Annotated in this window: 16 protein-coding genes; 10 read left to right on the top strand and 6 right to left on the bottom strand. The window is 74.3% G+C overall.

Annotated elements, in window-relative coordinates; translation table 11 throughout:
* Nucleotides 1-198: 198 nt before the first annotated feature.
* Together OG406_RS10530 and OG406_RS10525 are read right to left on the bottom strand one after the other, a co-directional pair.
* Complete coding sequence (locus OG406_RS10530; RefSeq protein WP_443067065.1) at nt 199-1,500, bottom strand: GAF domain-containing protein; 1,302 nt, start codon at nt 1,498-1,500, stop codon at nt 199-201.
* A 255-nt stretch (nt 1,501-1,755) separates the two neighbouring features.
* Nucleotides 1,756-3,390, bottom strand: a complete 1,635-nt coding sequence (locus tag OG406_RS10525) for an acyl-CoA dehydrogenase family protein (protein ID WP_164375017.1) — start codon at nt 3,388-3,390, stop codon at nt 1,756-1,758.
* A gap of 17 nt (nt 3,391-3,407) precedes the next feature.
* Between OG406_RS10525 and OG406_RS10520 the strand changes: the two genes are divergently transcribed.
* Entirely contained in the window at nt 3,408-4,595 is a 1,188-nt protein-coding gene (locus OG406_RS10520; protein ID WP_329185439.1) for a YihY/virulence factor BrkB family protein, read from the top strand.
* Between the two features lie 40 nt (nt 4,596-4,635).
* On the opposite strand, the gene OG406_RS10515 is transcribed toward OG406_RS10520, so the two are convergent.
* A complete protein-coding gene (locus OG406_RS10515; RefSeq protein WP_329185438.1) occupies nt 4,636-5,469 on the bottom strand; it encodes an NmrA family NAD(P)-binding protein in 834 nt (277 codons plus the stop codon).
* Between the two features lie 103 nt (nt 5,470-5,572).
* Between OG406_RS10515 and OG406_RS10510 the strand changes: the two genes are divergently transcribed.
* Both OG406_RS10510 and OG406_RS10505 read left to right on the top strand, forming a co-directional pair.
* Nucleotides 5,573-6,544, top strand: coding sequence for an AraC family transcriptional regulator (locus OG406_RS10510; RefSeq protein WP_164375014.1), 972 nt, complete (start codon nt 5,573-5,575; stop codon nt 6,542-6,544).
* A 10-nt stretch (nt 6,545-6,554) separates the two neighbouring features.
* On the top strand, nt 6,555-7,310 hold the full coding sequence (locus tag OG406_RS10505) for a helix-turn-helix transcriptional regulator (RefSeq protein ID WP_329185436.1): 756 nt from the start codon (nt 6,555-6,557) through the stop codon (nt 7,308-7,310).
* Between the two features lie 9 nt (nt 7,311-7,319).
* Here the strand turns inward: OG406_RS10505 and OG406_RS10500 are convergent, their stop codons facing one another.
* Entirely contained in the window at nt 7,320-7,733 is a 414-nt protein-coding gene (locus OG406_RS10500; protein WP_329185435.1) for a VOC family protein, read from the bottom strand.
* A gap of 101 nt (nt 7,734-7,834) precedes the next feature.
* On the opposite strand from OG406_RS10500, the gene OG406_RS10495 reads away from it, so the two are divergent.
* A complete protein-coding gene (locus OG406_RS10495; protein WP_329185433.1) occupies nt 7,835-8,491 on the top strand; it encodes a ThuA domain-containing protein in 657 nt (218 codons plus the stop codon).
* A gap of 132 nt (nt 8,492-8,623) precedes the next feature.
* Nucleotides 8,624-10,330, top strand: a complete 1,707-nt coding sequence (locus tag OG406_RS10490; protein WP_329185432.1) for a carboxylesterase/lipase family protein — start codon at nt 8,624-8,626, stop codon at nt 10,328-10,330.
* 190 nt (nt 10,331-10,520) lie between these two features.
* Here OG406_RS10490 and mmuM read toward each other — a convergent pair whose 3' ends face one another.
* Entirely contained in the window at nt 10,521-11,471 is a 951-nt protein-coding gene (gene mmuM, locus OG406_RS10485; RefSeq protein ID WP_266617292.1) for a homocysteine S-methyltransferase, read from the bottom strand.
* 120 nt (nt 11,472-11,591) lie between these two features.
* On the opposite strand from mmuM, the gene OG406_RS10480 reads away from it, so the two are divergent.
* The 5 genes from OG406_RS10480 to OG406_RS10460 all read left to right on the top strand — a co-directional run bounded on the left by OG406_RS10480 (nt 11,592) and on the right by OG406_RS10460 (nt 16,730).
* A complete protein-coding gene (locus OG406_RS10480) occupies nt 11,592-12,194 on the top strand; it encodes a nitroreductase family protein (RefSeq protein WP_164375008.1) in 603 nt (200 codons plus the stop codon).
* Between the two features lie 47 nt (nt 12,195-12,241).
* The gene (locus OG406_RS10475; protein ID WP_329185430.1) at nt 12,242-13,030 is read left to right on the top strand and encodes a class I SAM-dependent methyltransferase; all 789 of its coding nucleotides are present in this window, start codon (nt 12,242-12,244) and stop codon (nt 13,028-13,030) included.
* 225 nt (nt 13,031-13,255) lie between these two features.
* On the top strand, nt 13,256-15,187 hold the full coding sequence (locus tag OG406_RS10470) for a DUF2264 domain-containing protein (protein ID WP_329185428.1): 1,932 nt from the start codon (nt 13,256-13,258) through the stop codon (nt 15,185-15,187).
* On the top strand, nt 15,127-15,930 hold the full coding sequence (locus OG406_RS10465) for a rhomboid family intramembrane serine protease (RefSeq protein ID WP_329185426.1): 804 nt from the start codon (nt 15,127-15,129) through the stop codon (nt 15,928-15,930). The genes OG406_RS10470 and OG406_RS10465 overlap by 61 nt, the downstream gene beginning before the upstream one ends.
* Nucleotides 15,927-16,730 carry an isocitrate lyase/PEP mutase family protein gene (locus tag OG406_RS10460; RefSeq protein WP_329185425.1) on the top strand — a complete coding sequence of 268 codons (804 nt, stop codon included), beginning with the start codon at nt 15,927-15,929 and terminating at the stop codon, nt 16,728-16,730. Before OG406_RS10465 ends, OG406_RS10460 begins: the two co-directional genes overlap by 4 nt.
* A gap of 46 nt (nt 16,731-16,776) precedes the next feature.
* On the opposite strand, the gene OG406_RS10455 is transcribed toward OG406_RS10460, so the two are convergent.
* Nucleotides 16,777-17,670, bottom strand: coding sequence for an alpha/beta fold hydrolase (locus tag OG406_RS10455; RefSeq protein WP_329185423.1), 894 nt, complete (start codon nt 17,668-17,670; stop codon nt 16,777-16,779).
* Nucleotides 17,671-17,729 lie beyond the last annotated feature (59 nt).

Below are 17,729 nucleotides of genomic sequence, written 5' to 3'. Positions count from 1 at the left end.
AACTGCCTCCCCCGCCGAGGGCGTTGACGGAGAGACGGGTGGGGTGGCCTGTGAAGGGGATGCTACGACAGAGACCCCCGGGCCAGGACAAAGTCCACGGAAGACGCTCACTAAATACGCTCACGTCATACCCTTCGTCCGTCCTGCGGGGAGACGGACGGCCTGCCCGTCCCCGCCATCCGTCCGCCCCACCCGCTCTCAGGACCGTCCGGGTTCGGCCGCCGACCGGGCCCCGAGCACCGCCGGAGCCGTGGAGTGCGGCAGCAGGTCCAGCGGGTCCTCGGGCAGCAGGACCTCGACCTCCACCTCCTCACGGAAGCGGTAGGGCCGGTGGTCGAGGAACCCCGTGAGCCGCCGCCGGACCCGCGACAGTTCGGCCCGCACGGTGACCGTGCGGGTCGGGTCGCCGAACAGGTCCACCGCCAGCTGCGCCGCGCTGCGTCCCTGCCGGTGCACGGCGAGGACGTACAGCAGCTCCGCGTGGCGGGGGCTCAGGTCCTGGGCCCAACTGCCCGCCGTGCCCGAGACGGTGACACAGGGCCGCCGCGGGTCGGCGAGGTCGAGGAGGATCCGGGCGGCGCCGGCGCCCGCGTCGTCCTCGGTCCCGGTGACGCGCAGCAGCCAGCCGCCCGGCATCGGCTCGGCGACGCACGCCCCGAGCGTGGGCAGCCAGGTCCGGCCCGCGCCGAAGTCGTCCGGCAGCGGGACCCGGTCGACGGGCGGCATCCCGGTGACGGCGGCGAGCCAGCCGTGCGTGTCCACCACCATCGCCCGGCCGGACAGCCGTGACAGCAGGGGGGCGGCGACCGCCCGTAACCGTTCGATGGCCGTCAGGTGCCGGGTGCGCAGTTCACTTTCGGCCAGCCGCGACACCGTGTCGACCAGGGCGAGCGTGGCCGGGTGGAAGGTGGTGTCCGGGCCGCTCACGTCGACGACACCGAGCAGCCGTCCGTCGCGCGGGTCGTGGACGGGAGCCGCGGCGCACGTCCACTCGTGCAGGGCGCGGACGAAGTGCTCGGCCGCGTGCACCTGCACCGGGGCGTCCACCGAAAGGGCCGTGCCGATGGCGTTGGTGCCCGTGGCGTCCTCGCTCCAGTCGGCGCCTTCGGCCAGGCAGACGGCGTCGGCGCGGCGCAGCACGCCCGCGTTGCCCTCCCGCCACAGCACCCGGCCCTCCGGGTCCGCGACCACCATGATCTGCAGGGAGGCGTCGGCGACCGCTCCGAGACCGGCGCTGAGCGTCGGCAGCACATCGGCGAGGACGGTGGACGTCCGCCGGTGTTCGAGTTCGTCCGACTGCAACCGCACACTGTCCGTTCCCTGTTCGGGATCGACGCCCAGACGTCTCATCCGCTGCCACGACTGGCCGATCACCGGCCGTGGAGCGATCAGCGCGCGTCCGCCCTTGACCGACGGCGCCCAGCTCCCCCGGAGAGGGGCGGACGTTTCGGACGTGTCGAGCGGTGCGAACGGGGTGGGACGGATCGATGTGGTCTTCACTGGGCACTCCCGGAACGAGGACCGCGGACGAGCCACGACGCCGCCGTCCTCCCACATCGTGCCTGCTCTGGGCCCGGCCCGCGCGCACTTCGCACAAGGTGCACAAAGGAATGCAACGGTCTGCAACTCTCGCCAACGGTCACAAGGTTCCCTGAAACTGACAGCGACGCCGTCTGAGCGGCGTCCGAGCTCCTGAACGGGGCCAAGCCGGGGGTGGTGCCGTGTCGGCGCAGCACCACCCCCGCGCCGGGACCCTCAGGCCACCGGCCGGGCCCGCTCCACCACCGTGGCCAGATCCAGACTGTGCGGCAGCGTGCCGAACGCCGAACCCCAGTCCCCGCCCAGCCGTGACGCGCAGAACGCGTCCGCGACCTCCGGCGGCGCGTACCGGACCAGCAGCGAACCCTGCAGCACCGTCGCGATCCGCTCGACCAGCCGGCGGGCCCGGCCCTCGATGCCGTCCAGGTCGGCGAGTTCGGCCAGCAGGTTCTTGATGGCGCCGTCCAGCCGGTGGTCCGCACCGCGCGCCTGCCCCACCTCCCGCAGATAGGCGTCCAGGGCGCCCGGCTCCCGCTGCAGCGCGCGCAGCACGTCCAGCGCCTGCACATTGCCCGCTCCCTCCCAGACGGAGTTGAGAGGGGACTCGCGCAACAGCCTCGGCATGCCCGACTCCTCGACGTAGCCGTTGCCGCCCAGACACTCCAGGGCCTCCGCCGCGACCGGCGTACACCGCTTGGTCACCCAGTACTTGGCGGCCGGCACCGCGAGCCGCAGGAAGGCCCGCTCCTGCTCGCTGTCGTCGTCGTAGGCCGCGGCCAGCCGCATCGCCAGCGTGGTGGCCGCCTCCGACTCCAGCGCCAGATCCGCGAGGACGTTGCGCATCAGCGGCTTGTCGACGAGCCGGCCGCCGAACGCCTCGCGGTACGTGCAGTGGTGCACCGCCTGCGCGACGGCCTGCCGCATCAGCGCGGCCGACCCGAGCACACAGTCCAGCCGGGTCGCCGCGACCATCTCGATGATGGTCCGCACCCCGCGGCCCTCGTCGCCCACCCGGCGCGCCCAGGTCCCGTCGAACTCGACCTCGCTCGACGCGTTGGAACGGTTGCCGAGCTTGTCCTTCAGCCGCTGGATGCGGAAGACGTTGCGGGTGTCGTCCTCCAGGACGCGCGGCACCAGGAAGCAGGTCAGGCCGCCCGGCGCCTGCGCCAGCACGAGGAAGCCGTCCGACATCGGCGCCGAACAGAACCACTTGTGTCCCGTCAGCCCGTACGTCCCCTCCTCGGCGAGCGGACGCGCCTCGGTCGTGTTGGCCCGTACGTCGCTGCCGCCCTGCTTCTCGGTCATGCCCATACCGAAGATCACGCCGGACTTCCGGGAGGCGGGCCGCAGCTCCTGGTCGTAGATCGTGGACGTCAGCCGCGGCTCCCACTCGGCGGCGAGCGCCGGGTCGGTGCGCAGCGCGGGAACGGCCGCGTGGGTCATCGACAGCGGGCAGCCGTTGCCCGCCTCGGCCTGGGCCCAGACGACGAAGCCCGCCGCGCGCCGCAGGTGTCCCCCCGGCCGGTTCCACGCGGAGGTGAGCCCCGCCGACACGCCCTTGCCGAGGAGCCGGTGCCACGCCGGGTGGAAGTCGACCTGGTCGATCCGGTTGCCGTAGCGGTCGTGAGTGCGCAGCTTGGGCGGGTTCTCGTTGGCCAGCGCACCCCACTCCTGCACCTGGGCGGAACCGGAGGACCGGCCGAGCGCGGACAGTTCGTCGCGGGCCTCGTCGAGAAGCCCTGGATCGAGGTGCCGGTCGACCGCCTCGGTGAGGGCCCGGTCGGCGGCGAATACGTCATATCCGACCAGGGGCGGAGCCTGGTTGGTCACGGTGTGGGTGCTGGCTGCCATACGGATACGGTAAGGACGTGCACCAGGCAAAAGAAACACCTGAACGGCCCCGCCCGGGCCGCTTCCACCGCGCACGCGCGCTGTACCGGAACGTTTCGAAGCGCAGGACCGCCTGGCTGCTGCTCAAGGACACCGTCAACTCGTGCATGGAGTACCGGATCCTGGGACTGGCGGCCGAGGCCGCCTTCTTCACGCTCCTGTCCGTGCCTCCGCTGCTGCTCAGCATGATCGGGCTGCTCGGTTACGTGGACGACTGGACCGGCGCCGACACCATCGCCAGCCTGGAGTCCAACCTGCTGGAGGCGTCCCGCACGGTCCTCACCGAGAAGGGCGTGCACCAGATCGCCGAGCCGATCCTGCACGACGTGATGAAGGGCGGCCGGCCCGACATCATCTCCCTCGGCTTCCTGTTCGCCCTGTGGTCGGGCTCGCGCGCGGTGAACGTCTTCATCGACACCATCACCGTGATGTACGGCCTCGACGGCACCCGCGGGATCGTGAAGACCCGGGTCATGTCGTTCCTGCTGTTCATCGTGGCGCTGCTGATCGGCTCGGTCGCACTGCCGCTGATGGTGGCGGGGCCGGACGCCGTGGTGAACTTCGTGCCCTGGTCGACGACCGTCGTGCAGGTCCTGTACTGGCCCGTCGTCATCGTGCTGTCGGTCGTCTTCCTGACCACGCTCTACCACGTGTCCGTGCCCGTCCGTTCACCGTGGGTGGAGGACGTGCCGGGCGCCCTGGTCGCCCTCGCCATGTGGGTGCTCGGCAGTTTCCTGCTCCGCATCTACCTCACCAACACCGTCGAGGGCCCCACCATCTACGGCTCGCTCGCCGCGCCGGTCGCCGTCCTGCTGTGGATCGGCGTGTCCGCGTTCGCCGTCCTCGTCGGCGCCGCCGTGAACGCCGCGATCGACCGGGTCTGGCCGGCCGCCGCCACCGCCGCGGCCCGCGCCGCCAACGAGCGGATGCGCGAGGCCCAGGCCGCCGAGTACGTGGCCCGCGTCGCCGCGACCCGCTCGTACGACTCCGACTACGACGCCGATCCCGACGACCCCGACATGCCCTCCGAGTTCCCGGAACGCTGGTCGCGCTTCCTGCCCCCGGAGGACGTCACCTCCCGCCTGCGCACCCACATCCGGAACACCCACCACGGCCACCGCCCCGAGAAGGACGGCGAGGAGCACCCCCCGAACGACAGCCCCTGACCCGCACGACACCCCCTGACCCGCACGTCCCCCGCGCCCGTCAGGCCTTCCACGCCCCCGCCGCGGCGGCCTCCCGCGCGAACTCCGCGAAGTCGCGCGGCGCCCGCCCGAGGATCTCCGGGACACCGTCCGACAGATGCGCGTTCCGCCCGTCGAGCAGGCTCCCGAACAGCTCGACGAGGAACGTGACCTCCTCGGCGGGCACCCCGAATCCCGCGAGGACCTCGCCGTACTCCCGTGCCGACACCGGGGTGTACGTCATCGCCGCGCCGGTGGCCGCGGAAATCTCGGCGACCGCCTCCCGGAACGTCAGCAGCCGCGGGCCCGACACCTCCACCTCCCGCCCGGCGTACCGCCCGCCCCCGGTCAGCACCGCCACCACGACGTCCGCGATGTCCCGGACGTCCACGAACGGCTCCCGCACCTCACCGGCCGGGAAGACCAGCTCTCCGTGGCACAGCCCCTCCACCAGCGGTCCCTCGCTGAAGTTCTGCGCGAACCACGCAGCCCGTACGACCGTCCAGTCCGCGCCGGACGACCTGAGCGCCTCCTCCGTCGCCAGGGCCTGCTCCTCGCCCCGCGAGGACAGCAGCACCAGCCGCCGCACACCGAGCCCCACCGCCTCCCGGGCCAGGGCGCCGACCGCCTCCGTGGCGGCCGGCGAGCCCACGTCCGTGGGATGTACGAGGTACGCCGCGTCGGCGCCCGCGAGCGCCCCTGCCCAGGTCGACGGCTCGTCCCAGTCGAAGCCCGTCGCGCGCGACCCGGGCCTGACCGTCAGTCCGGCCGCCCGCGCGGCCGCCGCGACCCGACTCCCGGTCCGTCCCGTCGCGCCTGTCACCAACACCGTCATGTTCCGCGTGTTCTCCGTCATGCCTCCGAGTCAACTGCCGTGCCGGGCACGGAACCATCGCCGAGCGGCTCGCCCCCATAAGCGGACGTCCACGGCGTCCACCCGGCCGGTCTACGCTGGCGCCATGGACGCTCGCCCGGGCTCGGACCCGCTGACGCGGGGGGATCCCCTTGCCGGCCTGCTGGAGGGTCCCCGCGCGCGGGGCGCCTTCATGATCCGCGCGTGCTTCGACCCGCCCTGGTCGCTCCGCGTCGAGGACCGCGCCCCGCTGACGATCATGCTCGTGGTGCGCGGTGACGCCTGGGTCGTACCGGACCGCGGCGACCGCGTCCGCCTGCGGGCCGGTGACCTCGCCATCGCCCGCGGCCCCGACCCGTACGTCTGCGCCGACGACCCCGGCACCCCCACGCAGGCCGTGATCCTGCCGGGCGGCGCGTGCTCCTACCCCGACGGGCGCTCGCTGAGCGGCCACTGGGACCTCGGGGTGCGCACCTGGGGCGACCGGCTCGACGGCTCCACGGTGCTGCTCATCGGCACCTACCTGATGCGGGGCGAGGTCGACGGCCGGCTGCTGGACGCCCTGCCCCCACTGCTGTCGCTCACCTCCGACGTGTGGGAGTGCCCGCTCACCTCGATCCTCGCGGACGAGATGGTGCGCGACGAACCCGGTCAGGAGGTCGTCCTCGACCGGCTGCTCGACCTCCTGATGATCGCCGCCCTGCGGGCCTGGTTCTCCCGCCCCGAGGCCGCGACGCCCGCCTGGTACCAGGCCCTCGCCGACCCCGTCGTCGGCCGCGTCCTGCGGCTCGTGCGGGACGATCCCGCACACCCGTGGACGGTCGCGACGCTCGCCGCCAAGGCCGGTGTCTCGCGGGCCGCCCTGGCCAGGCGGTTCAGCGACCTCGTGGGGGAGCCCCCGATGACGTACCTGACCGGCCGGCGGCTCGCGCTGGCCGCCGACCGGCTCCGCGAGAGCGACGACACCCTGGAGACCATCGCCCGCCACGTCGGCTACGGCAGCGCCTTCGCCCTCTCCAGCGCCTTCAAGCGGGTCTACGGGGTCAGCCCGCAGGAACACCGGACGGGTGCGGCGTAGCCTGGCCACCATGTACGCGGAACGGGCGTCCAGGCTGCCCGGCGCGGTCGTGTGGAGCCGCGTCCCGGGCCCACCCGCGCCCGGCGCGGACAGCGGGCGCGCGGCCTCGGGCGGCGGCCCCGGTGACCCGCCCGCCACTCCCGTCGCGGCCGTTCTGCCGGACGGCTGCATGGACCTGCTGTGGACCGAGGGCCGCCTGCTGGTGGCCGGTCCCGACACCGGCCCCTACGTCCCGGACGAGGTGTCCTCCGGCGGCGGCTGGGCGGGCGTCCGCTTCTTCCCGGGCACGGCGCCCACCTACCTGGGCGTCCCGGCGGACGAACTCCGGGACCGGCGCGTCGAGTTGACCGACCTGTGGGCCGCGTCCGAGGTGCGCCGCCTCGCCGCGCGGATCGACGCCGCCGACGACCCCGTGACCGCGCTCGAAGACGTCGCCCTGCGCCGGGCGGCCGACACCGAGCAGCCCGATCCGGTGCTCCTGGACGTCGTGGCCGCCCTGGACGCGGGGCGCCCGGTCGCCCGGACGGCGGATGAACTGGGTCTGGGAGCACGGCAGTTGCACCGGCGCTCCCTCACGGCCTTCGGCTACGGACCCAAGACCCTGGCCCGCGTCCTGCGTCTGCAACGCGCCCTCGCCCTGGCCCGCGACGGCGTGCCCTTCGCGGAGACGGCGCTCCGAGCCGGATTCGCCGACCAGGCCCATCTGGCGCGCGACGTGCGGCAGCTGGCGGGCGCGACGCTCGGTGAACTGGTCGCCCGCCGATAGCCGCCCGTCCTACTGGGCGGCCGCCTCGCCGCCGGGCAGCGGAGCGAACAGGTCCACGCCGTTGCCGTCCGGGTCGTGCACGACGGCGTACCGCATGCCCCAGAAGGCGTCCCAGGGCTTCAGCTCGCCGTGATGCCCGGCGCCGACCAGTCCCTCGTACACCGAGTCGACCTCGGCCGGGTCGTCGCAGCGGAAGGCGATTGACGTCCGGCCGCCGCCGGACGGGGGCCGCCACCCCGGGTGGAAGGACCGCACGGTCTCCTCCGTGTCCAGGGCGAGACGCAGTCCGCCGGGCAGCCCGGCCTCGACGTGCGGCTCGGCCTCGGCACCCGCGGGGAAGTCGAGCCCGAGACGGCGGTAGAAGGCGAGAGAGGCGGCCATGTCGGAGACGACGAGGCCGATCACATCGAATCGAGGAGTCATACGGCCACGGTAGGTGGCCCCGCGAGACGGGGTCTTGAAGGAAACGGACAGGGTGGCGGGGCCCGGGGCAGCGGGGCGGAGGAGGCGGGCATCCTGGGGCCATGACCTTCCGCGTCCTCGTGTACACCCGCACCGCCGACTACCGGCACGACTCCATCCCGGCCGGGATCGCCGCCGTGCGGGGTCTCGGGGAGGCGTACGGCTTCGCCGTCGACGCCACCGAGGACCCGGCCGTCTTCGAGGCTCCGCTCGACGCGTACGCGGTGGTCGTCTTCCTGTCGACCAGCGGCGACGTGCTGACGCCCGCCGGGCGCGACCGGCTCGCGGCCCACATCGACGGGGGCGGCGGGTTCGCCGGGGTGCACGCGGCCGCCTGCACCGAGTACGACTGGCCGTACTACGGAGAACTGCTCGGCGCCCGTTTCGACCGGCACCCCGACCTTCAGCCGGGCCGCGCCGTCGTCGAGGACCACGGACATCCGGCCACCCGACACCTCCCGCCCGTCTGGGAGTTCACGGACGAGTGGTACGACTTCCGCGCCAGCCCCCGCGGTTCGGTGCGCGTGCTCGTGTCGGCCGACGAATCCTCCTACGCGGGCGGAGGGATGGGCGACGACCACCCCCTCGCGTGGTCCCGGACCCAGGGCGCGGGCCGCGTCTTCTACACCGGCCTCGGACACACCGCGCGGGCCTACGACGACGAGGACTTCCGCCGGCACCTCCTCGGCGGCATCACCTGGGCGGCGGCCCGTACCTGAGCCGGCCCCGTGGTGACGCGCGGACCAGGGCCGCACCGCGATATCGGCCGAATGGGGACGTCCGCAGGAATACCGGGACGTGATGTGATGCTCTGATCTTTACGACGCGCGACGACGAGGAGCTGGTCCCGGATGGTGGTGGACGCGGTGGAATCGGCGGAGACGAAGGACCCGGTGGTCGCCACCCCGCACGGCAGGGTGCGCGGCCGGTACGAGAACGGCATCGCCGTCTTCCGGGGCATCCCCTACGCGGCTCCGCCCTTCGGCCCGCACCGCTTCCGCCCGCCCGTACCGCCCGAGCCGTGGGACGGCGTGCGGGACGCGGGCGTGTTCGGGCCGACACCACCGAAACCGCCGTACTCCGAGGCGTTCGGGCGGCTGCTGTCCGACCCCGTCGTGCCCGGCGACGACTGCCTCAACCTCAACGTGTGGACCCCGGCACCGGATCCCGCCGCCCGGCTCCCCGTCATGGTGTGGATCCACGGCGGCGCCCTCACCCGCGGCTCCTCGGCGGTTCCGGTCTACGACGGGCGCGCGTTCGCCCGGGACGGCGTCGTCTTCGTGTCCATCAACTACCGCCTGGGGGTGGAGGGGTACGGCCTCTTCCCTGACGCCCCCGCCAACCCCGGGCTGCGCGACCAGCTGGCCGCGCTGGAGTGGGTGCGGGCGTCCGTCGCCGCGTTCGGCGGCGATCCCGACCGGGTCACCGTCTTCGGCGAGTCCGCGGGGGCCATCAGCATCGGCGCGCTGCTCGCGAGCCCGCGGGCGCAGGGGCTCTTCCACCGGGCCGTCCTGCAGAGCGGCCCGCCCGAGGCGAGCGACCGGGACAAGGTGCGCCGGATGGTGCGCAGGATGGCCACCCGGCTGAAGATCCCGGCGACGGCCGAGGCGTTCGCCGCCGTCGACCGCGACCTTCTCCTGCGCACCCAGGCCGAGGTGGGCCGGCTCAGCAGCCCCGTCCTCGGCGGTCCCGCCTTCGGCATCGTCGTCGACGGCGACCTCGTCCCCCGCGACCCGCTGGAGGCCCTCGTCGAGGGCGCCGCGCCGGACGTCGGCCTCCTCCTCGGCTGGACCCGCGACGAGTACCGGCTGTGGCTCGTGCCGGGCGGCCTCCTGGAACGCGTGGACCGTCTCGGCCCGGTCGCCCTGGCCGGAGCCAGGGCCCGCTGCCACTGCGGGCACGAGGTCCCCCGGGGTTACCGAGCCCTCCACCCGGAAGCGGGCACCGCCGATCTCGTGGGCCAGATGGTCACCGACCACATCCTGCGGGTCCCGCTGCACCGCCTCGCCGACGCCCGCGACGGCCGGCCCACCGCCGCCCTCGACGCGGACACCCGAGGCGTCCCGCGGGCTCCGGCGTACGTCTACGAGTTCGCCTGGCCGTCCAACGTGCCGGACCTCGGCGCCTGCCACGCCCTGGAACTGGGCTTCGTCTTCGACACCCCCGACGTGCCCGAGTCGGAGAAGCTCGCGGGCGAGGGGGCCCCGCAGGAACTCGCGGACGCCATGCACGGGGCGTGGGTGCGGTTCGCCGTCGACGGCGATCCGGGGTGGGAGGCCTGGGACAGCTCGCATCCGGTCCGGATCTTCGGTGCCGGCGACCCGCACACCGTGCACGGCCCGCGCGACCGCGAACTGGCCCTGTGGGAGGAGGACGCCGCGCGGCCCTCCCCGCGCCCGGCCGAGCTCGCGGACGCACCCCCCGAACCCGGAACCCCGGCCCACCGGACCTTCTCCACGACGACCCGCACGGCGGCCCCCCTGTCCGTCGTCCGGCGCTTCCGCAGGCCGGGCACGCGGGACGCCCCCGAGGGCGGCACCGGCACAGGTCGCCCGTGAGCGGTGGGGAGCCGCGGGCCGTGCCGGTGGACGGTGGCGGCATCGGGCGGCCGTGCGGAGTGAGGCGCCGCGGGTCACGCCGGTGGGCGGCACCGGCCGATGACCGGCCCTGAGGTGCGGGCCACCTCAGGAGGAGCCGGGGTCGGGAGGGCCGTACGGACGAGGGCGGGCGCCCCCGCGTCGACCGCGCTCAGTCGCCCCGCACCGCTGTCGCGATCCCCGCGATCGCCTCCGGACCCACCCGGCAGCACCCGCCGACGAGCCGCGCCCCGGCCCGCTCCCACCCGGCCACCTGACCGGCCGTGAACGACGAACTGCCGTTCCAGGCGCGGGCCTCGGCGTCCCAGGCCTCGCCGCTGTTCGGATAGACCACGACGGGCTTGCCGGTCACGCGGGCCGCGACGGCGACCGCCGCTTCCACGTCCTCGGGCGCGCAGCAGTTGACCCCGACCGCGACGATCTCGTCCGCCTCGGCGGCCGGTGCGAACGCCTCCTCCAGCGGCTGTCCGGCCCGCGTCCGGTCACCGGAGACGCTGTACGACAGCCAGGCCGGGACACCGAGCCCGCGCACCCCCCGCAGCAGGGCCAGCGCTTCGTCCGAGTCCGGGACCGTCTCCAGGGCCAGCACGTCGGGCCCCGCGGCGGCCAGCACCTCCAGGCGCGGGCGGTGGAACCGCTCCAGCTCGTCGACGCTCAGCCCGTACCGCCCCCGGTACTCCGAACCGTCCGCGAGCATCGCCCCGTACGGACCGACCGACGCCGCCACCCACAGCGGGCGCGTGACGCCCTCGGTGTGTGCGCGCCGGGCCGCCTCGCGCGCCGACCCGACGCTCAGGGCGAGGAGCTCGGCCGCCCGCTCGTGCGTGATGCCGCGCCGCGCGAAACCCTCGAACGTCGCCTGGTAACTGGCGGTGATCGCGACGTCCGCGCCCGCCTCGTAGTAGGCGAGGTGTGCCTCGACGACCGCCTCGGGCCGCTCCGCCAGCAGCCGTGCCGACCACAGGGCGTCACTCAGGTCGTGCCCGGCCGACTCCAGCTGGTTGGACATGCCGCCGTCGAGCACGACCGTGCCGCGGGAGAGCGCCTCGGCGAAGGTACGGGGGGTGTCGCGGGCCGGGCGGCCGGCCGTGTCGCTGGTCATGCCGCCGACGCTAGCCGATCCGGTCCCCGCCCTGCCGGGGAGGCCCGGACGGCACCCGGCCCGGAAGATCCTGACGGCACCCTGCCGGGGAGAGGGCCGACGGTGGCAGGATCGGACGCCATGGAATTCTCCGAGGTGGTCCGTCGCCGCCGCATGATCCGGCACTACTCCGACAAGCCCCTGACGCCGGAGGCCGTGGAACGCGTCCTCGCCTCCGCGCTGCGCGCGCCCTCCGCCGGCTTCTCGCAGGGCTGGGCGTTCCTGGCCCTGACCGACCCGGCCGACCGCGCCCGCTTCTGGCCCTTCGTCCCCACCCGCGTGGAGAAGACGCCGACCATGCAGGACGCGCCGCTGGTCGTCGTACCGCTCGCCCACAAGAACGCCTACCTGGAGCGCTACGCCGAGGCCGACAAGGGATGGGAGGACCGGGCGGAGGCCCGCTGGCCCGCCCCCTACTGGTTCATCGACACCGGCATGGCGTCCTTGATGATGCTGCTGACCGCGGTCGACGAGGGGCTGGACGCCTGCTTCTTCGGGATCATGCCCGAGGAACTGGAGCCGTTCCGGGCCGAGTTCGGCATCCCCGAGGAGTACGCGCCGATCGGCGGCATCACCGTCGGTTACCGGTCGGACGACGTTCCCCCGCAGAGCCCCCTCGTCGGGGAACGCAGGCGCGGTACGGCCGAGGTCGTCCACCGGGGGCACTGGGGCCTGCACTCCTGACACCGCGACAGCGGTCGCCCCGAGGGTGGACGTCCTAGCCTGGACGCATGCTGCGAGACGTGTTCGACGAGGACGCCGAGCTCTACGACCGCGCCCGTCCCGCCTACCCGCCCGCCCTGGTCGAGGCCTTGATCGGCGAGTCGGGCCTGACCCCGGACACGCGGGTCCTGGAGGTGGGCCCGGGAACGGGACAGCTGACCGTGCCCCTGGCCCGGACCGGCTGCCGGCTCACGGCGGTCGAACTGGGGCCCTCCCTCGCGGCGGTGACCCGGCGCAACCTGCGGCCGTTCCCGGCGGCCCGCGTCGAGGTCGCCGCGTTCGAGGAGTGGACCCCACCGGGTCCGGCCTTCGGACTGGCGGTCTGCGCCACGGCCTTCCACTGGATCGACCCGGCCCTGCGCCTGCCCGGGCTGACCGCCGCCCTCGCTCCGGGCGGCACCCTCGCCCTGATCACCACCCACCATGTGGCGGGCGGTTCCGAGGAGTTCTTCGCCCGGGCCCAGGGCTGCTACGAACGCTGGGACCCCGCCACCCCGCCCGGCCTGCGCGCGTCGGACGAGAGGGACGTCGCCTCCGACACCGGCGAACTCGACGCCTGCGACCGGCTCGGGCCGGTCGAGGTCCGGCGCTTCTCCCGGGAGATCACCTACACCACCGAGGCCTACCTCGACGTCCTGCGCACCTACTCCGGACACCGGGCGCTGCCCCCGCCGGCCCGCGACGGCCTCCTCGCCTGCCTCGCCGGCCTGATCGACAACCGCCACGGCGGCAGGGTCACCAAGCGCTACCTGCACGAGCTGATCACGGCCCGCCGGGTGGAGCGGCCGGCCGCGTAGTCGTCGCGGTCCGGGGCCCCGGGCCAGGTGCCCGGGCGGCGGGCAGCGGGCCGCGGACAGCGAGAGGCGGGCTCGGACCCGAGCGCTGACCGGGGCGTGGCACCCCGGCGCCCCGGGGTCTAGAAAGCGCTTGCCCGAAAGGGGTAGCGTCCTGCCGCCAGGCGGTGCGGCCCTGCCGCACCGCCACGCCTTCCCGCACGCCCCCTGAGACAGGAAGCTCACCTGATGCCCGCCGAGCCCGCCGAGGACCGCAGCCTGAGCCCGTACACCGGCCGTACGCGCGCCCACTGGGAGGCGACCGCCGACTCCCTGCTCGCCGCCGTGGCGCCGTACGCGACCGACGGGGGCGCCCTCTACCACCTCCCCGGAAACCGTCCGAGCGCCTCCGGGAGGCTCTCCGACGGCCTGGAGGGCTACGCCCGCACACTGCTGCTGGCCGGCTTCCGCCGGGACGAGAAGGTCCTGGAGCGGTACGCGGACGGGCTCGCCGCCGGAACGGCGGGAGTCTGGCCCCGGGTCGAGAGCCGCAGCCAGCCGCTCGTGGAGGCGGCGTCCATCGCGCTCGCGCTCCGGCTGACCCGCTCTCAGCTGTGGGACCGCCTGGACGACAGCGTGCGTCAGCGCGCCGCGGCCTGGCTGGGCGACGCGCTGAAGGCCGAACCCTGGCCCAACAACTGGGAGTTGTTCCCGGTGACGGTCGGCGGATTCCTCGCGGACGTCGGCTACGAGCCGGACCTCTCCCGCGCGGTGATCGACCGGGGCCTGGAGCGCATCGAGCAGTGGTACCTCGGTGACGGCTGGTACACCGACGGTCACGGCCGCAAGTTCGACTACTACAACGGCTGGGCGATGCACCTCTACCCGGTGCTGCACGCCTGGCTCGGCGACGACACCCGCCTCCTCGACCTGTACGCGGGCCGTCTGGAGGCCCATCTCGCCGACTACGCGCGCCTGTTCGGCGGCGACGGGGCGCCGATGCTGCAGGGCCGCTCCCTGACCTACCGCTTCGCGGCCACCGCCCCGCTGTGGCTCGGCGCGCTCACCGGCCGCACGCCGTTGGCGCCGGGCGAGACCCGGCGCCTCGCCTCCGGAGCCCTGCGCTACTTCCTCGACCGGGGAGCCGTCGACGCCGACGGCCTGCTCACCCGCGGCTGGCGCGGCCCCGACGAGGCGTTCCTGCAGGAGTACTCGGGCCCCGCCTCGCCGTACTGGGCCAGCAAGGCGTTCGTCTGCCTGCTGCTGCCCCCCGACCACGAGGTGTGGACGGCCCGCGAGGAGCCGGGCCCGGTGGAGCGCGCCGACGCGATCACCCCGGTGCGGCCGGCCAACTGGCTGATCCAGTCGACGCGTTCGGACGGCCTGGTCCGCCTCCACAACCACGGCAGCGAGGACGCCCGCTACGACCCGTACTACACGCGGCTCGCCTACTCGACCGTCACGGAGCCCTCACCCTCGTACGACAACAGCGTGATCGTCGGTGGCGACGCGAGCCGTACGGGGATCGTGCCGCTCGGTGTCGGCGAGGGCTGGGCGGCGTCCCGGCACACCGTCGCGGAGGGCGTCGCCGTGGCCGGACTCGTCGTCGCGCGGGGCGCCGTCGAAGTGCGGGGCCACCTGGTGTCGGGCGCGGCCCCGGGGGCCCCGGTACGGGTCACGGGCTGGGCGGCGCGGGACGGTGCCCGCTCCGAACTCCACGCGGCACACGGCCTGTCGGGGGCGGGCACGTCCCTGGACGGGCTGCCGGAGGCCGCGGAGGGGACCACCGGAACCGACGCCTCCCTCTTCGTCACCCTCGTCCGTCTCACCGCGGACCCGGACCCGCGCCCGCTCACCGACCTGGTCTCGGTGCGGGTGACGCCGGCGGAGGACGCGGGACCCGGCGCGCACGACCTCACGGTGACCTGGGCACCCGGCGACGAGGCGACCTTCCGGTTCACCGCCTCCGCGGACCCGGACACCCCGTCGCAGGACGGCCCGGAGACAGGGCCGCGGGAGCCCTCCCGCGGCCCCTCCCCGAGCGTGTTCGTCCGAACTCCCCAGAGTGGAGAGGCCAGTGCCGACGCGGACGCGGATCCGCCGGGGGAGGGGAACGGGCCATGGGCGGACCGGACAGGACCACGCGGGCGGGCCGGGGAGCGGCCGACCCCGAGCGGATGATCGCGGAGGCGCGGAAGGCGTTCTTCGTGATGTTCGCCTTCCTCGCGATCGTGTGGCTGGTGCAACTGGCCAACTCCGCCGACCACTACGCCCTCTCGCGTGACCACGGAGTCGTCTCCGGAGACCTGGGCACCCTGCCCGACATCCTCAGCGCACCCTTCCTGCACTGGAGTTGGGCCCACATCGAGAGCAACTCCGGCCCGCTGTTCGTCTTCGGCTTCCTCGCGGCGTACCGCGGAGTGGTCCGCTTCCTCGGACTGAGCCTCCTCGTCGCCGTGACGAGCGGCCTCACGGTGTGGCTCTTCGAGAGCGGCGGCGTGGACACGGTGGGCGCGAGCGGCCTGATCTTCGGGTACTTCGGCTACGTCGTGGTCCGCGGCCTCTTCGACCGCCACCTGATCGACACGCTCATCGGCGTCGTCATGGCCGCCTCCTTCGCCTACATGCTCACCGTCACCGTCCCGGGAACCCCGGGCGTGAGCTGGCTCGGACACCTCGGAGGCCTGGCCGGCGGCCTCCTCGGCGCCTGGCTCTTCCGCGACCGCCACCCCCGGAACACCCCGCCCCCCGACCCCACCCACCGGGCACACCGTCCCCCCGCACGGCGCAGCCCACCACCTCGGACAGCCCCCGCGCGGACCTCCACAAGGAGCTGGGGGATCTGGGGCTTCTCTAGGGCCGCACGGGCGCGCCCGACCGTTCGGCCGGTGCCGAACCGTCGCGGCGCTATCGTCCCCGTATGACCGCTGCCCCGAGCGAGGACCCGGTCGGCGCCGCCGCCGCGTTCGCCGCGTTGCACCATGCCGACGTCCCCCTGCTGCTGCCCAACGCCTGGGACCACGCCTCCGCGCTCGCGCTGGCCGGTCAGGGGTTCGAGGCCGTGGGGACCACGAGTCTCGGGGTCGCCGCCGCCGCCGGGCTGCCGGACGGCGCGGCCGCCACCCGCGACCTCACCGTCCGGCTCGCCCGGCAGCTCGCCGGGGGCGGATTCCTGCTGTCGGTGGACGCGGAGGACGGCTTCGGCCGGGACCCCGACGAGGTGGCCGCGTCGGCACGTGAACTGGCCGACGCCGGAGCGGTCGGCCTCAACATCGAGGACGGCCTCGGATCCACCGCCCTGCACGCCGCGAAGATCGCGGCGGTCAAGGCCGCGGTGCCCCACCTGTTCGTGAACGCGCGGACGGACACCTACTGGCTCGGCGACGGAAGCCACGCCGAGACGTGCCGCCGCCTCGACGCCTACCTCCAGGCGGGCGCCGACGGCGTGTTCGTGCCCGGCCTCAGCGACCCGGACCGCATCGCCGACCTGGTGAAGACGTTCGACGCGCCGCTCAACATCCTGTACGCGCCGCTCGGCCCGACCGTCGCCCGGCTCGGCGACCTCGGTGTCCGACGGGTCAGCCTCGGCTCCCTGCTGTACCGCCGCTCCCTGGGCGCCGCCCTCGACACGGTCCTGGACATCCGCGCCGGCCGGACCCCGCAGGGCGCCACCCCGACCTACGCGGACGTGCAGGCCCTCAGCGCGCCGCGGCTCGACCTCTGAGCCGGAAATCCGTCTGATCGAGGGGCGGTTCGGGCCAGGCGGTCGATCACGCCTGCGCGTCTCGGCGTGCCGTCCGGCCCACCAGCGCCTCCGTCAGGAGGTCCGCGAACTCCACCGGGTGTTCCAGACAGCCGAGGTGGCCGCCGGGGAAGTCGAGCAGCGTGGCCCCCGTGGCCGCGGCGAGCGACTCGGCCGTACGGCGCGGGAGCTGACGCCCGGAGGTGCGGCCCGCACCGAGGACGAACCGGTCGGACAGCTCTTTGAGCCCGTCCACGTCCGGCGCGCGCGTGGCGAACGGGCGCAGGACGTGGGCCAGGAAGACAGTCATCGGCGTGTCCGCGGGGATCTCCGCGGACCCGGCCGCCCGCGCGCCGGGCAGGGCTCCGTCCGGCGTCTCCGCGGGCTCCGCGCTGGCGTCCTTCCGGCCGCTCGTCGCGCCTTCCCAGGCCCGGCCCTCCAGGCCCGCGGCCAGCCGGGCCGTCGCCACCGAGGGGCCCTCCGTGCGGCAGAGCCGGTCCACTTCCTCGACCATCGCGATCTGGGCATCCGCGTCCGGCAGCACAGTGACGCTCGGCGGTTCGTGGGCCACCACCCGGCTCAGCCGTTCGGGGTGCCGGGCCAGCAGGTCGAGGGCGACGACGGCGCCCGAGCTGCTGCCGAAGACGTACGCCGACTCGCCGTCCGGGAGGACGGAGCCGAGGAGCCGGTGGGCGTCGTCGCTCCAGTCCTCGACGCGCTGGTCGCCGACCGGGCCGTCCAGGGGTGTGTGCGCCAGGCCGAGCGGGTCGAACGTCACCACGGTGAACCGCTCGCTGAGCCGGTCCGTGAGGCCCTCCAGGCCCATGGGGTGGCCGGCCCCTCCCGGTACGACCAGCAGGACGGGGCCGCTGCCGCGCACCTCGTGGTGGTACGCGCGCGATCGGTGCTCGGGGTCGTTCATCGTCCTCGTCCTTCGTCGTCCGCGAACCGGTCTCCGGCGCCCCGGTGTGGCACACCGGC

It is taken from the genome of Streptomyces sp. NBC_01428 (assembly GCF_036231965.1).
Classification (GTDB): domain Bacteria; phylum Actinomycetota; class Actinomycetes; order Streptomycetales; family Streptomycetaceae; genus Streptomyces.
Note: the sequence above shows the minus strand (reverse complement) of the source record. Positions and strands in the feature narration are given on the sequence as shown.

Bases quoted from the DNA above. Each gene is read 5' to 3' on its own strand.
- OG406_RS10510 (WP_164375014.1), top strand. From the start codon at position 5,573: ATGGACGCTCGCCCGGGCTCGGACCCGCTGACGCGGGGGGATCCCCTT.
- OG406_RS10480 (WP_164375008.1), top strand. From the start codon at position 11,592: ATGGAATTCTCCGAGGTGGTCCGTCGCCGCCGCATGATCCGGCACTAC.
- OG406_RS10470 (WP_329185428.1), top strand. From the start codon at position 13,256: ATGCCCGCCGAGCCCGCCGAGGACCGCAGCCTGAGCCCGTACACCGGC.
- OG406_RS10460 (WP_329185425.1), top strand. From the start codon at position 15,927: ATGACCGCTGCCCCGAGCGAGGACCCGGTCGGCGCCGCCGCCGCGTTC.
- OG406_RS10505 (WP_329185436.1), top strand. From the start codon at position 6,555: ATGTACGCGGAACGGGCGTCCAGGCTGCCCGGCGCGGTCGTGTGGAGC.
- mmuM (WP_266617292.1), bottom strand. From the start codon at position 11,471: ATGACCAGCGACACGGCCGGCCGCCCGGCCCGCGACACCCCCCGTACC.
- OG406_RS10475 (WP_329185430.1), top strand. From the start codon at position 12,242: ATGCTGCGAGACGTGTTCGACGAGGACGCCGAGCTCTACGACCGCGCC.
- OG406_RS10495 (WP_329185433.1), top strand. From the start codon at position 7,835: ATGACCTTCCGCGTCCTCGTGTACACCCGCACCGCCGACTACCGGCAC.
- OG406_RS10500 (WP_329185435.1), bottom strand. From the start codon at position 7,733: ATGACTCCTCGATTCGATGTGATCGGCCTCGTCGTCTCCGACATGGCC.
- OG406_RS10455 (WP_329185423.1), bottom strand. From the start codon at position 17,670: ATGAACGACCCCGAGCACCGATCGCGCGCGTACCACCACGAGGTGCGC.
- OG406_RS10515 (WP_329185438.1), bottom strand. From the start codon at position 5,469: ATGACGGAGAACACGCGGAACATGACGGTGTTGGTGACAGGCGCGACG.
- OG406_RS10525 (WP_164375017.1), bottom strand. From the start codon at position 3,390: ATGGCAGCCAGCACCCACACCGTGACCAACCAGGCTCCGCCCCTGGTC.
- OG406_RS10465 (WP_329185426.1), top strand. From the start codon at position 15,127: ATGGGCGGACCGGACAGGACCACGCGGGCGGGCCGGGGAGCGGCCGAC.
- OG406_RS10490 (WP_329185432.1), top strand. From the start codon at position 8,624: ATGGTGGTGGACGCGGTGGAATCGGCGGAGACGAAGGACCCGGTGGTC.